Genomic DNA, 13887 nt, shown 5'->3' with positions numbered 1-13887 from the left:
CAGGAGCGGGAGTCGAGCGTGTCCTCCGTCGGCCCATGAGGGCCGTTTACATATAGCGCACCGCAGTGGGGGCGGGATGGGTGACCATCCCGCCCCCACTGTCGTACGAATGGGGCCTGGACGGACGAAGAACCTGGTCGCTGCTGGCGTATTCGATCTACCTCGGATAACGTCCGCTCGATCCCGCAATTCTGCTCCCTTTCCTGAACCAACCGGGGGACCAATGACCTCGTTCCACCGCTCGACGCTGGCCCGCGCCGGTGCCGCGGCACTGTTGGCCGCCGGTGGCCTCGCCGCCGTGGCGACCCCGGCGCAGGCGTCCGGCCAGGCCGACCTGGCGCTCGTCCCGCTCAGCACGAACCTGGCCAAGGGCGTCGAGGCGGCCAGGGCCAAGCCGTTCAAGTTCACCGTCGACAACACCCGCAGCTCGGTGACGGCCCGCGACGTGCGGGTCACCGTGGAAACAAAGAGCCTCAGTCGCCGGGTGGGCTTCGTCGTCCCGGACGGCTGCGACGTCTCCGGCACCGCGTTCACCTGCCTGCTCGGCGACCTCGCGGGCGGCACCAGCGAGGACTTCGGCGTCCCGCTGTTCAGCACCGGCGGCCGGGGCAAGGGCGGGTCGCTGACCGTCACGATCGCCTCCGCCACCACCGACCCGAACGCCGACGACAACACCGAGACGATCGACATCACCGTCGCCAAGGCCGGCTACGACCTCACCTCGTGGGTGCAGGACGGGTACGCCAACGTCGTGGTCGACGGCGCGCAGAGCGGCGAGCCGGACCTCAGGCCGATCCCGCGCGGCGGCACCGCCCCGCTGGACTGGGCGGTCTACAACGACGGCAGCCGCAAGGCGACCGGCCTCTTCTACGTCATCACCCTGCCGGCGCAGGTCAGCTTCGCGAAGCTTCCCGAGAACTGCGTCGAGCGGGAGGGCGACGGCCCGGCCCAGGCGTTCTGCGAGGACAACGGCGCGGTCGTCCGCCCGGGGGAGTACTACACCGACGACGTGCGGGTGAAGGTCGCCGACGACGCGACCGAGCCGGTGCTGCGCGTGGGCGAGCTGTTCGCGTACGGGCTGGACGCCGCGCGGGGCACCCCGGACGAGGAGCCGAAGGTCGCCTCCTCGGCGCAGCGGCGCACGTTCACGGAGACCGACGAGGTCGACAACCAGGCCGTCTTCGACGTGTTCGTGGACCTGGCCGCCCAGCCGACCCCCGGGCCGACCGCCACCCCCACCCCCACGGCCGGCCCGAGCGCGGGCCCGTCCGGGCAGCCCACGGCCACGCCCTCCCCGGGCGGCGTGGGCGGCGGCCTGCCGGTGACCGGCGTGCAGGCCGGCCTGATCGGCGGCGTCGGCGGTGCCGTGCTGCTGGTCGGCGGGGTGCTGCTGATGCTCTCCCGCCGCCGCCGGGTGGTGCTGGTGACGCCGGCCGACGAGAAGCCGAAGAACTGACGCGTACGACGTGACGGAGCGGGCGGGGTGGGCGACCACCCCGCCCGCCCGCCTTCCGCCCGACCGGCCCACCGCGTCCGCTCGCCTTCCGTCGGTCGACCGGGCCGCTCGCTGCCGCCTGCCCCGCCGCCCCGACGCGGGCCTGCGGGCGGTCGGCTGGCAGAGTGGAAGGGTGAGCCGTACCCCAAAGGGCCAGCGCGCCAGCCTGGACAAGCAGCCGCACGAGGTCGCCACGATGTTCGACGGGGTGGCGGCCCGCTACGACCTGACCAACACGGTGCTCTCCCTGGGGCAGGACCGCTCCTGGCGGCGGTCCACCCATGCGGCGCTCGGGCTCGGCCCCGGCGACCGGGTGCTGGACGTCGGCGCGGGCACCGGCGTCTCCACGGAGGAGCTGGCCCAGTCCGGCGCGTACGTGGTGGGCGCCGACCTCTCCCTCGGGATGCTGTCCACCGGCAAGCGGGTCCGCCCGGCGGTGCCGTTGCTGGCCGGGGACGCGCTGCGCTTACCGTTCGCCGACGCCAGCTTCGACGCGGTGACCATCTCCTTCGCGCTGCGCAACGTGTCGGACACCGACGCCGCCCTGCGGGAGTTCGCCCGGGTGACCAGGCCCGGCGGCCGGCTGGTGGTCTGCGAGTTCAGCACCCCGGTCAACCCGGCGTTCCGCACGGTCTACCTGTCGTACCTGATGCGTTCGCTGCCGGCCGTGGCCCGCGCGGTCTCCAGCAATCCCGACGCGTACGTCTACCTGGCGGAGTCGATCCGGGCCTGGCCGGACCAGGCGGCCCTGGCGGCGCGGATCGGCGCGGCCGGCTGGGGGCGGGTGGCCTGGCGCAACCTCACCGGTGGCGTGGTCGCCCTGCACCGCGCGGTCCGGGACTGACCCCGCGTCCTGCCACGCGGGAGGCCGGCCGGGCGTCGCATTTGGGCAAATGCAGCGAGTCGGTCCATTTTGCCCCGTAGGCTCGCGCCATGACGGGAGCAGAACACGCGCGCGGCGCGACGTCGGGCGACGACGACGCCGCCGAGCTCGTCGCGCAGCTCAGGGAGTTGGCCGGCGCCAACCCCGCCGACGTGCGCCGGGTGGTGGCGGAGGTGCTGACCGCGCTCGACCGGGTGGCCGGCGGCGCGCTGCGCGAGCACCTGCCGGCGGCGGTACGGGCCGACGCCGGGCTGGACTCCCCTGCGCACGCCCGACGATGACAGCCCGAAGTGGACCTTGACCACGCTCACCTCGGCAAGTTAGGTCCACCTAACCCGGCGGCGGTCTATCAGCGGTCATAGACTCCACCCCGACTGGCTTGTGAACGATTTCACGAGCGGGCGGGAGGAGGCGCGGATGACCGCGGTGGAGAACGACGCCGACGTGATCGTCGTGGGCGCCGGTCCCGGTGGCTCGGCGACGGCGTACCACCTCGCCCGGCACGGCGTGCGGGTGCTGCTGCTGGAGAAGACCGAGTTCCCCCGGGAGAAGGTCTGCGGCGACGGGTTGACCCCGCGCGCGGTCCGGCAACTCATCCGGATGGGCGTGGACACCTCGCCCGAGGCCGGCTGGCTGCACAACCGGGGCCTGCGGGTGATCGGCGGCGGCGTACGCCTGGAACTGGACTGGCCCGACCTGGCCAGCTTCCCCAACTACGGCCTGGTCCGCACCCGGCTGGACTTCGACGACCTGCTCGCCCAGCGCGCCGTCTCGGCCGGGGCGAAGCTGCGCACCAGCGTCAACGTGATCGGCCCGGTGCTCGACGCCGACAACCGGGTGGTCGGGGTGCAGGCCGAGGTGGGCCCGGAAAAGGAGCCGGCGACCTTCCGCGCCCCGCTGGTGGTCGCCGCGGACGGCGTCTCCGGCCGCTTCCCGCTCGCCCTCGGGCTGGCCAAGCGCGAGGACCGGCCGATCGGCGTGGCCGTCCGGCGGTACTACCGTTCGCCCGCCAAGCACGACGACAACTACCTGGAGTCCTGGCTGGAGCTGCGCAGCAAGGACAGCGGCGACAACCTGCTCCCCGGGTACGGCTGGATCTTCGGCCTCGGCGACGGGCGGGTGAACGTCGGCCTCGGCGTGCTCAACTCCTCCACCGCCTTCGGCAAGACCAACTACCGGCGGCTGCTCACCGACTGGCTGGCCAACACCCCGGAGGACTGGGGGATGACCGACGAGGCGAACGCCGAGGGCCCGATCCTCGGGGCGGCGCTGCCGATGGGCTTCAACCGGGTGCCGCACTACACCCGGGGCGTCATGCTGGTCGGCGACTCCGGCGGCATGGTCAACCCGTTCAACGGCGAGGGCATCGCGTACGCGATGGAGTCCGGCGAGCTGGCCGCGGAGGTGGCGGTGCAGGCCCTCGCCCGGCCGGCCGGCGCCGAGCGGGAGCGGGCGCTGATGGCGTACCCGCAGGAGCTGAAGACCCGCTTCGGCGGCTACTACCGGCTCGGCGGGATCTTCGTGAAGCTGATCGGCCGCCCGGAGATCATGCGGATGGCCACCAGGCACGGGATGCCGCATCCCCTGCTCATGCGTTTCGTCCTCAAGCTGCTGGCCAACCTGACCGACCCGCGCGGCGGGGACGCGATGGACCGGGTCATCAACGCGATGACGAAGGCGGCCCCGGCCGTCTGACCAGGCGGGCGGCGTCAACGACGACCCGCCGCCGGCCGGAGATCGACCCCCGCCGACAGCCCTCGTGAGGGACGTGAATAGTGTGATTTTGGCCCACCACCACCGAGGGCAGGGAAGGACGAGCAGGAGACCACGATGACGCTCTCGCCTTACGCACCCATCATCGGGCTGTTCGCCCTCGCCGCGGCGTTCGCGCTGTTCTCCGTGGCCGCCGCCCGCTTCGTCGGCCCGCGCCGGTTCAACAAGGCCAAGCTCGAGGCGTACGAGTGCGGCATCGAGCCGAGCCCGCAGCCCGTCGGGGGCGGTCGGTTCCCGATCAAGTTCTACCTAACGGCGATGCTCTTCATCGTCTTCGACATCGAGATCATCTTCCTCTACCCCTGGGCGGTCTCGTTCGACGCCCTGCCGATCTTCGGCTTCGTGGAGATGGTCCTGTTCATCGTCGCGGTCTTCGTCGCGTACGCCTACGTGTGGCGGCGCGGCGGCCTGGACTGGGACTGAGGGAGGTACGTCAGATGGGTATCGAGGAGAAGCTTCCCGCCGGCGTCCTGCTCACCTCCGTGGAGAAGCTGGTCAACTGGACGAGGAAGACGTCCTTCTGGGGCGCGACCTTCGGCCTGGCCTGCTGCGCCATCGAGATGATGGCCGCCGGTGGCCCGCACTACGACCTGGGCCGCTGGGGCATGGAGGTGTTCCGCGCCTCGCCCCGCCAGGCCGACCTGATGATCGTCGCCGGGCGGGTCAGCCAGAAGATGGCCCCGGTCCTGCGCCAGATCTACGACCAGATGGCCGAGCCCCGCTGGGTGCTCTCGATGGGCGTCTGCGCCAGCAGCGGCGGCATGTTCAACAACTACGCCATCGTGCAGGGCGTCGACCACATCGTCCCGGTGGACATGTACCTCCCGGGCTGCCCGCCCCGGCCGGAGATGCTCATCGACGCGATCCTCAAGCTCCGCGAGAAGGTCATGCACGAGCCGCTCGGCCCCAACGGCCGCAAGATGCACGAGGCCCGCCTGGCGCGCGGCGACGTGCCGGTCGTGCCGTGGGGCTCGATGCCGTCGTCGTACCGCAGCGACAAGGCCCGGCGTGCCGAGTGGACGAAGGCGGTTCGCGAGGGGCGCGAGGAGCAGCTGCGCATCGAGAACTGGATGAAGGCTCAGAACCACCTCCACCCGCACGGGGGCATCAAGTGACCGCACCTACCGACAAGCCGAACACCGGCGGCCTGCCGGTGCCGGCGACGCCGGCCGGGGCCAGCAGCGGCGCGCCGGCCGAGTACCCGCCGTCGAGCCCGGCCGGGCGCGGCATGTTCGGCAACCAGGGCAGCGGCGACGTCTCCGGCTTCGGGGGCCTCGTCCGCCAGCGCCGGCAGATCGAGGACGCCCCCCGGCCGTACGGGAGCTACTTCGACGAGGTCCGCGACGCGCTGGAGGAGGCGTACCCGGCCTTCGGCGAGGCGATCGAGAAGGTCGTGGTCGACCGGGGCGAGCTGACCCTGCACGTACGCCCGGAGCGGATCGCCGAGGTCTGCCAGGTGATGCGGGACGACCTCGCGCTCCGCTTCGAGCTGTGCTCCTCGGTGTCCGGCGTGGACTACCTGGGCGCGGACGAGCGTCGGCTGCACGTGGTCTACCAGCTCACCTCGATGACGTACCGCCGCCGGGTCCGGCTGGAGGCCGCAGTCTCCGCCGAGGCCCCGCACCTGCCGAGCGTCACCTCGGTCTACCCGACGGCGGACTGGCAGGAGCGGGAGGCGTACGACATGTTCGGCATCGTCTTCGACGGCCACCCGAACCTGACCCGGATCCTCATGCCGGACGACTGGGAGGGGCACCCCCAGCGCAAGGACTACCCGCTGGGTGGCGTGCCGGTCGAGTACAAGGGCGCCGAGATTCCCCCGCCGGACCGGAGGAGGTCGTACCAGTGACGGCATCGAACTACGCGACCGAGCGTGACACCGACGAGGGTCGGGTCTTCACCGTCACCGGTGGGGACTGGGACCAGGTCGTCTCCGGCACGGACCCGATCAACGACGAGCGGATCGTCGTGAACATGGGCCCGCAGCACCCGTCGACCCACGGCGTGCTCCGGCTGATCCTCGAGCTGGAGGGCGAGACGGTCCGGGAGGCCCGCTCGGTCATCGGGTACCTGCACACGGGCATCGAGAAGAACCTCGAGTACCGCAACTGGGTGCAGGGCTCGACCTTCGTGACCCGGATGGACTACCTCTCCCCGCTGTTCAACGAGACGGCGTACAGCCTCGCGGTGGAGAAGCTGCTCGGCATCACCGACGACATCACCGAGCGGGCCACCACGATCCGGGTCCTGATGATGGAGCTGAACCGGATCTCCTCGCACCTGGTCTGGGTCGCCACCACGGCGATGGAGCTGGGCGCGATCAACATGATGCTGTACGGCTTCCGCGAGCGGGAGTACGTCCTCGACATCTTCGAGAGCATCACGGGCCTGCGGATGAACCACGCGTACGTCCGGCCGGGCGGCGTGGCGCAGGACGTGCCGGACGAGGCGATCGTCAAGATCCAGCGGTTCCTCAAGCTGATGCCGAAGCGGCTCAAGGAGTACGAGGACCTGCTCTCCGGCCAGCCGATCTGGATCGAGCGCACCCAGAACGTGGCGGTGCTCGACGCGACCGGCTGCCTCGCGCTGGGCGTCACCGGCCCGGTGCTGCGCTCCGCCGGCCTCGCCTGGGACCTGCGCAAGACGATGCCGTACTGCGGCTACGAGACGTACGAGTTCGACGTGCCGACCCACACCGACGGCGACGTCTGGGGCCGCTACCTGGTCCGGCTCGCCGAGATCCGGGAGTCGCTGAAGCTCGTCGAGCAGGCCCTGGACCGGCTCGGCAAGCCCGGCCCGGTGATGGTGGCCGACCGGAAGATCGCCTGGCCGGCGCAGCTCGCCATCGGCGTCGACGGCATGGGCAACTCGCTGGAGCACGTGGCGAAGATCATGGGTCAGTCGATGGAGTCGCTGATCCACCACTTCAAGCTCGTCACCGAGGGCTTCCGGGTCCCGCCGGGCCAGGTGTACGTCGGCATCGAGTCGCCGCGCGGCGAGCTGGGCGTGCACGCCGTCTCCGACGGCGGCACCCGGCCGTACCGGGTGCACTACCGGGAGCCGAGCTTCGTCAACCTCCAGGCCCTCCCGGCGATGTCCGAGGGCGGCCTGATCGCCGACGTGATCGCCGGCGGCGCTTCGTTGGACCCCGTGATGGGTGGGTGTGACAGGTGAGCGCGAGGAGCGCAGCGAAGCGGAGCACCGCAGTCGCGAACGAAGGGCGGCTCTGATGAGTGTGTTTAGCGAAACGACTCGTGAGCGGGCACGGGAGATCATCGCCCGGTACCCGGCCGACCGGTCCCGGTCCGCGCTGCTGCCGCTGCTGCACCTGGTGCAGTCGGAGGAGGGGTACGTCTCCCCGGCCGGCGTCGAGTTCTGCGCCGAGGTGCTCGGCCTGAACAAGGCGCAGGTCGGCGCGGTGGCCACCTTCTACACCATGTACAAGCGCAAGCCGACCGGCGACTACCTGGTCAGCGTCTGCACCAACACGATGTGCAACGTGCTCGGCGGCCAGGAGGTCTACGACACCCTGGCCGAGCACCTGGGCGTCGGGCACGACGAGACCACCGCCGACGGGAAGATCACCCTGGAGCACGCCGAGTGCCTCGCGGCCTGCGACTACGGCCCGGTGATGACCGTCAACTACGACTTCTTCGACGGGGTGGACCCGCAGGCCGCCCTCGGGGTGGTCGAGGAGCTGCGCTCCGGCGGGCGACCGATGCCGACCCGGGGCGCCCGGCTCTGCACGCTCAGGGAGATGGCGGTGCAGCTCGCCGGCTTCGCCGACGAGCGCGAGGGCGCGGTCGCCGACGGCGGTCCGGGCGAGCCGAGCCTGCGCGGTCTGCGGCTGGCGGAGCAGCACGGCATCTCGGTGCCGGGCTTCGACCCGAGGACCCCGATCCGGAGCAAGGCGGAGGCCGACAAGGCCGCCGCCGAGGCCAAGGCGAAGGCCGAGGCCGCCAAGGTCGAGCAGACGAAGGCCGAGGCCGCCGCGAAGCCGGCCCCCGCCCCCGCCGCCGCGACGAGCGGCAGCACCACCCGGGACGTGAAGGCGCCGGACGACAAGTCGCCCGAGGTGCGGGCCGCCGAGACGCGGCAGCCGGACGCGAGCACCGCCGTGCCGGATGCCCCGGGCACGAAGGTGCCGGCCGACTCGACGACCCCGGCCCCGCGCGACGCCCGGGAGGCCGAGGCCGCCGGTGCCGCCGCGAACCCGCCGGCCGGTGACGGCAAGCCCGCCGGCGACGCCGCCGGTGCCCAGGAGCGCTCCCTCAAGGAAGCGGAGGCCCAGAAGTGACGACTCCCCGGCCGGAGACCCTGGCCAAGCTCACCCCGGTGCTGACCAAGCGCTGGCTGTCGCCAGACGCCTGGCGGATCGGCACGTACGAGAGGCTGGACGGCTACGCCGCCCTGCGCAAGGCGCTCAAGGCCCACCCGGACGACCTGATCCAGCTCATCAAGGACTCCGGGCTGCGCGGTCGCGGCGGCGCGGGCTTCCCGACCGGGCTGAAGTGGGGGTTCATCCCGCAGGGCGACGGCAAGCCGCACTACCTCGTGGTCAACGCCGACGAGGGCGAGCCGGGCACCTGCAAGGACCTGCCGCTGATGACGCACGACCCGCACTCGCTGGTCGAGGGCGTGATCATCGCCTCGTACGCGATCCGGGCCGCCCGGGCGTACATCTACATCCGGGGCGAGGCCGTGCACGCCGCCCGCCGGCTGCGCAACGCCGTGCAGGAGGCGCAGGCCAAGGGCTACCTCGGGCGGAACATCCTCGGCTCCGGGTTCGACCTGGAGCTGGTGGTCCACTCGGGCGCGGGGGCGTACATCTGCGGCGAGGAGACCGCGCTGCTGGACTCGCTGGAGGGCTTCCGGGGCCAGCCCCGGCTGCGCCCGCCGTTCCCGGCGACCCACGGCCTGTACGCCAGCCCCACGGTGGTCAACAACGTCGGCACCATCGCCAGCGTGCCGTACATCGTGCTGGGCGGGCCCGAGTGGTGGAAGACCATGGGCACCGAGAAGTCGGCCGGCCCGATGATCTACTCGCTGTCGGGCCGGATCGCCAACCCGGGGCAGTACGAGTGCTCGATGGGCGTCACGCTGCGCGAGCTGGTGGAGCTGGCCGGCGGGATGCAGCCGGGGCACAACCTGCGGTTCTGGACCCCGGGCGGCTCGTCCACCCCGCTGCTCACCGCCGAGCACCTGGACGTGCCGCTGGACTTCGAGTCGGTGGCGGCGGCCGGCTCGATCCTGGGCACCACGGCCACCCAGATCTTCTCCGACCAGGACTGCCCGGTCTACGCGACGTACCGGTGGCTGGAGTTCTACCACCACGAGTCGTGCGGCAAGTGCACCCCGTGCCGGGAGGGCAACTACTGGATGGTCCGGGTCTACCGGCGCATCCTCGCCGGCCAGGGCACCCACGAGGACCTGGACACCCTGCTCGACACCTGCGACAACATCCTCGGCCGCTCGTTCTGCGGCCTGGGTGACGGTGCGACCAGCTCGGTGACCTCGTCGCTGAAGTACTTCAAGCAGGACTACCTCGACTACATCGAGGGGCGCACGGCGCCGAAGCTGTCGGACAAGCAGCTGGTGGGAGCCCACTAATGACCGACGTAGCCAAGCAGACCGAGACGGTCACGCTCACCATCGACGGCGTGCAGGTCACCGCACCCAAGGGTGCGCTGCTGATCCGGGTGGCCGAGCAGTTGGGCACCGAGATCCCGCGCTTCTGCGACCACCCGCTGCTGGCCCCGGCCGGCGCGTGCCGGCAGTGCCTGGTCGAGGTGGAGGGCCAGCGCAAGCCGGTGGCCTCCTGCACCCAGACCGTCGCCGAGGGCATGGTCGTCCGCACCCAGCTCACCTCCCCGGTCGCCAAGAAGGCGCAGGAGGGGGTCATGGAGCTGCTGCTGCTCAACCACCCGCTCGACTGCCCGATGTGTGACAAGGGCGGCGAGTGCCCGCTGCAGAACCAGGCGATGTCCACCGGCCGCACGGACTCCCGCTTCCACGAGCACAAGCGGGAGTACGAGAAGCCCATGGCGATCAGCACGCAGGTGCTGCTCGACCGTGAGCGCTGCGTGCTCTGCCAGCGGTGCACCCGGTTCTCCGAGGAGATCGCCGGCGACAAGTTCATCGACCTGATGGGCCGCTCGTCCGCCGAGGAGATCAACATCTACCGGGACGACGCGTACGGCGCGGAGCCCGGCGAGGAGAGCGGGGACGTCCCGTTCAACTCGTACTTCTCCGGCAACACCGTGCAGATCTGCCCGGTGGGCGCGCTGACCGGCGCGCAGTACCGCTTCCGGGCCCGCCCGTTCGACCTGGTCTCCAGCCCGAGCGTGTGCGAGCACTGCTCGGCCGGCTGCGCCCAGCGCACCGACTGGCGGCGGGGGAAGGTGACGCGCCGGCTGGCGGGCGAAGACCCGCAGGTCAACGAGGAGTGGAACTGCGACAAGGGGCGCTGGGGCTTCCAGTACGCCCGCGCGTTCGACCGGCTCACCACCCCGCTGGTGCGGGACGAGCGGACCGGCGAGCTGCGCGAGGCGTCGTGGAGCGAGGCGCTGACGGTCGCCGCCGAGGGGCTGCGCGCCGCCCGCGACGGCGGGCAGGGCACGGCGGTGCTGACCGGCGGCCGGCTGACCGTCGAGGACGCGTACGCGTACGCGAAGTTCGCCCGGGTCGCGCTGAACACCAACGACATCGACTTCCGGGCCCGGCCGGTCTCCCGCGAGGAGTCCGACTTCCTGGCCAGCACGGTCGCCGGGCGCACCGACGTGACCTACGCGGACGTGGAGAACGCGCCCGCCGTGGTGCTGGTCGGCCTGGAGCCGGAGGAGGAGTGCCCGATCCTCTTCCTGCGGCTGCGCAAGGCGTACCTGAAGAAGAAGCTGACGGTGTACGCGATCGCGCCGTTCGCCACCCGTGGCCTGGAGAAGCTCGGGGCCAAGCTGGCCCGGGTGGTGCCGGGCGAGGAGGCGAGCGTGCTCGCCGAGCACACCACGGTGACCGAGGCGCTGAGCCAGCCGGGCGCGATCCTGATCGTCGGCGAGCGGCTGGGCGAGGTGCCCGGCGGCCTGTCGGCGGCGGCGGACGTGGCCCGGCGTACCGGCGCGAAGCTCGCCTGGGTGCCCCGGCGCGCGGGCGACCGGGGCGCGGTCGACGCGGGCTGCCTGCCGAACCTCCTGCCCGGCGGCCGTCCGGTCACCGAGCCGTCCGCGCGGGCCGAGCTGGGCGAGGCGTGGGACATCGCGGCCGGGGTGATCCCGAGCCAGGCGGGCCGGGACACCGACGGCATCCTCGCCGCGGCGACGAACGGGCAGCTCGGCGCGCTCGTGGTGGCCGGCGTCGACCCGGGTGACCTGGCCGACCCGCGCCTGGCCGAGGCGGCGCTCGACGCGGTGCCGTTCCTGGTCAGCCTGGAGCTGCGCAACAGCGCCGTGGCCCGCCGGGCGGACGTGGTCCTGCCGGTGGCCCCGGTGGCCGAGAAGGCCGGCAGCTTCGTGGACTGGGAGGGGCGGCTGCGCCCCTTCGAGGCGGTGCTGACCTCGGCCGCGATGAGCGACGGCCGGGTGCTGGATGCCCTCGCCGCGCTGCTCGACGTGCGGCTCGGCACCGGCGACGTGCTCAGCATCCGCCGCGAGCTGGGCAGCCTGCCGCCGACCCGCGCCGACCGGCCGTCCGCGCCGTCGGCGCAGCCGGCCACGGTCGCGGAGCCCGGTGCCGGCGAGGCCGTGCTGGCCACCTGGCACCAGCTTCTCGACCTGGGCACCCTCATCGACGGTGACGAGCACCTGGGCGGCACGGCCCGCCCGCCGGTGGCGCGGCTGGGCAAGGGCACCGCGGAGGCGCTCGGCGTCGCCGACGGTGACGCCGTGACCGTGGGCACCGACCGGGGGGCGATCACCCTGCCGGCGGCGATCACCGAGATGCCGGACGGCGTCGTCTGGCTGCCGACCAACTCACCCGGTTCCACCGTGCGGCGCGCGCTCGGCGCGACCTCCGGCACGGTGGTACGGATCTCCGCCGCGGCCACCGCCGTGCCGGAGCAGGCCACCGCGGCGGTCGCCGCGGACGCGGCCGGCCACCCGGGTCCGCTCCTCAACACCGGGGGTGTTTCCCAGTGAACGCCGTCTACCTGGCCCAGGACCCGACGCTGGCCGACTTCGGCAAGGACCCGTGGTGGCTGGTCCTGATCAAGGTCGTCTTCGCCTTCGGCGTCGCCGTAATGGCCACGCTGCTCGGCGTCTGGTTCGAGCGGCGCGTCGTCGGCCGGATGGCCGTGCGGCCGGGCCCGAACCAGGCCGGCCCGTTCGGCCTGCTCCAGACCCTCGCCGACGGCCTGAAGATGGCCTTCAAGGAGGACATCCTCCCGAAGGCGGCCGACAAGGTCGTGTTCTTCTTCGCGCCGACGATCTCGGTGATCTGCGCGGTCACCGCCCTGTCGGTGGTGCCGTTCGGCCCGATGGTGAGCATCTTCGGCCACCAGACGCCGCTCCAGGTCACCGACGTGCCGGTGGCGGTGCTGGTGCTGCTGGCCTGCTCGTCGATGGGCATCTACGGCATCGTGCTCGGCGGCTGGGCCTCCGGGTCGACGTACCCGCTGCTCGGCGGCCTGCGCTCCACCGCCCAGATGATCTCGTACGAGGTCGCGATGGGGCTGAGCATCGTGGCGGTCTTCATGACCGCCGGCACGATGTCCACCAGCGGGATCGTCGCCGCCCAGGGGGACGCCACCCGGCTGACCATCGCGGGCATGGAGGTTCCGGCCCCCGGCTGGTACGCGATCCTGCTGCTGCCCAGCTTCATCATCTTCTTCATCTCCACCGTCGGCGAGACCAACCGGGCGCCGTTCGACCTCCCCGAGGCCGAGTCGGAGCTGGTCGCCGGCTACATGACCGAGTACAGCTCGCTGAAGTTCGCGCTCTACATGCTGAGCGAGTACGTGGCGATGGTGACCATGTCCGCGGTCACCACGACGCTGTTCCTCGGCGGCTGGCGGGCCCCGTGGCCGATCACCCTCTGGGAGGGGGCGAACTCCGGCTGGTGGCCGATGCTGTGGTTCTTCGGCAAGGTGATCGCCCTGGTCTTCGTCTTCGTCTGGCTGCGCGGCACGCTGCCCCGGCTCCGGTACGACCAGTTCATGCGCTTCGGCTGGAAGGTGCTCCTGCCGATCAACCTGGTCTGGATCCTCGTCCTGGCCGGCCTGCGGTCCATCGAGGACTGGCAGACCAAGGACCGGCTGCTCGTCACGGGCGTCGCCGCGGGTGTCCTGCTGCTGGCGACGCTGCTCTGGCCGAGTCGCGGCAAGGCGCCGAAGCCGTCGCCGCAGGAGAAGGCCGACAGCCGGCCGCACGGCAGCTTCCCGCTGCCACCGATGGACCTGCAAGTGCCACCGAGCCCGCGCACCAAGCGCGTGGTCGCCGAGCGGGAGCCGGCCAACGTCGCCGCCGGCTCGGACTCCAGGGAGGTGTGACGTGGGCGCGATCACCGGAACGTTCAAGGGCTTCGGGGTCACCTTCTCGCACATGTTCAAAAAGGTCGTCACGACCGACTACCCGTTCAAGCCGCCGACGCCGGCCCCGCGTTACCACGGGCGGCACATCCTCAACCGGCACCCGGACGGGCTGGAGAAGTGCATCGGCTGCGAGCTGTGCGCCTGGGCCTGCCCGGCCGACGCGATCTACGTCGAGGGCGGGGACAACACGGAGGAGAACCGCCTCTCCCCGGGTGA

Annotated in this window: 13 protein-coding genes; all 13 read left to right on the top strand. The window is 71.9% G+C overall.

Annotated elements, in window-relative coordinates; translation table 11 throughout:
- Window positions 1-223 precede the first annotated feature (223 nt).
- Window positions 224-1456 carry a cell wall anchor protein gene (locus LPU43_RS03525; protein ID WP_229398755.1) on the top strand — a complete coding sequence of 411 codons (1233 nt, stop codon included), beginning with the start codon at window positions 224-226 and terminating at the stop codon, window positions 1454-1456.
- Between the two features lie 172 nt (window positions 1457-1628).
- On the top strand, window positions 1629-2339 hold the full coding sequence (locus LPU43_RS03520) for a demethylmenaquinone methyltransferase (protein WP_255684270.1): 711 nt from the start codon (window positions 1629-1631) through the stop codon (window positions 2337-2339).
- Window positions 2340-2428: 89 nt separating this feature from the next.
- Window positions 2429-2659 (top strand): hypothetical protein, encoded by a 231-nt coding sequence (locus tag LPU43_RS03515; protein ID WP_229398754.1) that lies wholly within the window; start codon window positions 2429-2431, stop codon window positions 2657-2659.
- Between the two features lie 136 nt (window positions 2660-2795).
- Entirely contained in the window at window positions 2796-4073 is a 1278-nt protein-coding gene (locus LPU43_RS03510; RefSeq protein WP_229398753.1) for a geranylgeranyl reductase family protein, read from the top strand.
- A gap of 135 nt (window positions 4074-4208) precedes the next feature.
- Window positions 4209-4574, top strand: a complete 366-nt coding sequence (locus LPU43_RS03505; protein WP_229398752.1) for an NADH-quinone oxidoreductase subunit A — start codon at window positions 4209-4211, stop codon at window positions 4572-4574.
- 14 nt (window positions 4575-4588) lie between these two features.
- Window positions 4589-5266 carry a NuoB/complex I 20 kDa subunit family protein gene (locus tag LPU43_RS03500; RefSeq protein ID WP_229398751.1) on the top strand — a complete coding sequence of 226 codons (678 nt, stop codon included), beginning with the start codon at window positions 4589-4591 and terminating at the stop codon, window positions 5264-5266.
- Complete coding sequence (locus LPU43_RS03495) at window positions 5263-6000, top strand: NADH-quinone oxidoreductase subunit C (protein WP_229398750.1); 738 nt, start codon at window positions 5263-5265, stop codon at window positions 5998-6000. The genes LPU43_RS03500 and LPU43_RS03495 overlap by 4 nt, the downstream gene beginning before the upstream one ends.
- Complete coding sequence (locus tag LPU43_RS03490) at window positions 5997-7325, top strand: NADH-quinone oxidoreductase subunit D (RefSeq protein ID WP_229398749.1); 1329 nt, start codon at window positions 5997-5999, stop codon at window positions 7323-7325. The genes LPU43_RS03495 and LPU43_RS03490 overlap by 4 nt, the downstream gene beginning before the upstream one ends.
- A gap of 55 nt (window positions 7326-7380) precedes the next feature.
- A complete protein-coding gene (gene nuoE, locus LPU43_RS03485) occupies window positions 7381-8448 on the top strand; it encodes an NADH-quinone oxidoreductase subunit NuoE (RefSeq protein ID WP_229398748.1) in 1068 nt (355 codons plus the stop codon).
- Window positions 8445-9761 (top strand): NADH-quinone oxidoreductase subunit NuoF, encoded by a 1317-nt coding sequence (gene nuoF, locus LPU43_RS03480; protein WP_229398747.1) that lies wholly within the window; start codon window positions 8445-8447, stop codon window positions 9759-9761. The genes nuoE and nuoF overlap by 4 nt, the downstream gene beginning before the upstream one ends.
- Window positions 9761-12280, top strand: coding sequence for an NADH-quinone oxidoreductase subunit G (locus tag LPU43_RS03475; protein WP_229398746.1), 2520 nt, complete (start codon window positions 9761-9763; stop codon window positions 12278-12280). Before nuoF ends, LPU43_RS03475 begins: the two co-directional genes overlap by 1 nt.
- Complete coding sequence (gene nuoH, locus LPU43_RS03470; RefSeq protein ID WP_229398745.1) at window positions 12277-13629, top strand: NADH-quinone oxidoreductase subunit NuoH; 1353 nt, start codon at window positions 12277-12279, stop codon at window positions 13627-13629. Before LPU43_RS03475 ends, nuoH begins: the two co-directional genes overlap by 4 nt.
- A gap of 1 nt (window position 13630) precedes the next feature.
- Window positions 13631-13887: NuoI/complex I 23 kDa subunit family protein (locus LPU43_RS03465; RefSeq protein ID WP_229398744.1), on the top strand; the 257-nt coding region annotated here is incomplete at its 3' end.

The sequence above is a fragment of the Micromonospora okii genome (assembly GCF_020884795.1).
GTDB classification, from domain to species: Bacteria; Actinomycetota; Actinomycetes; order Mycobacteriales; family Micromonosporaceae; genus Micromonospora; species Micromonospora okii.
The sequence above is the reverse complement of the archived record's forward strand: the minus strand, read 5'-3'. Positions and strand labels throughout refer to the sequence as shown.

Coding starts and splice junctions, on each gene's coding strand:
- LPU43_RS03525 (WP_229398755.1), top strand. CDS start 224: ATGACCTCGTTCCACCGCTCGACGCTGGCCCGCGCCGGTGCCGCGGCA.
- LPU43_RS03515 (WP_229398754.1), top strand. CDS start 2,429: ATGACGGGAGCAGAACACGCGCGCGGCGCGACGTCGGGCGACGACGAC.
- LPU43_RS03510 (WP_229398753.1), top strand. CDS start 2,796: ATGACCGCGGTGGAGAACGACGCCGACGTGATCGTCGTGGGCGCCGGT.
- LPU43_RS03505 (WP_229398752.1), top strand. CDS start 4,209: ATGACGCTCTCGCCTTACGCACCCATCATCGGGCTGTTCGCCCTCGCC.
- LPU43_RS03500 (WP_229398751.1), top strand. CDS start 4,589: ATGGGTATCGAGGAGAAGCTTCCCGCCGGCGTCCTGCTCACCTCCGTG.
- nuoE (WP_229398748.1), top strand. CDS start 7,381: ATGAGTGTGTTTAGCGAAACGACTCGTGAGCGGGCACGGGAGATCATC.
- LPU43_RS03475 (WP_229398746.1), top strand. CDS start 9,761: ATGACCGACGTAGCCAAGCAGACCGAGACGGTCACGCTCACCATCGAC.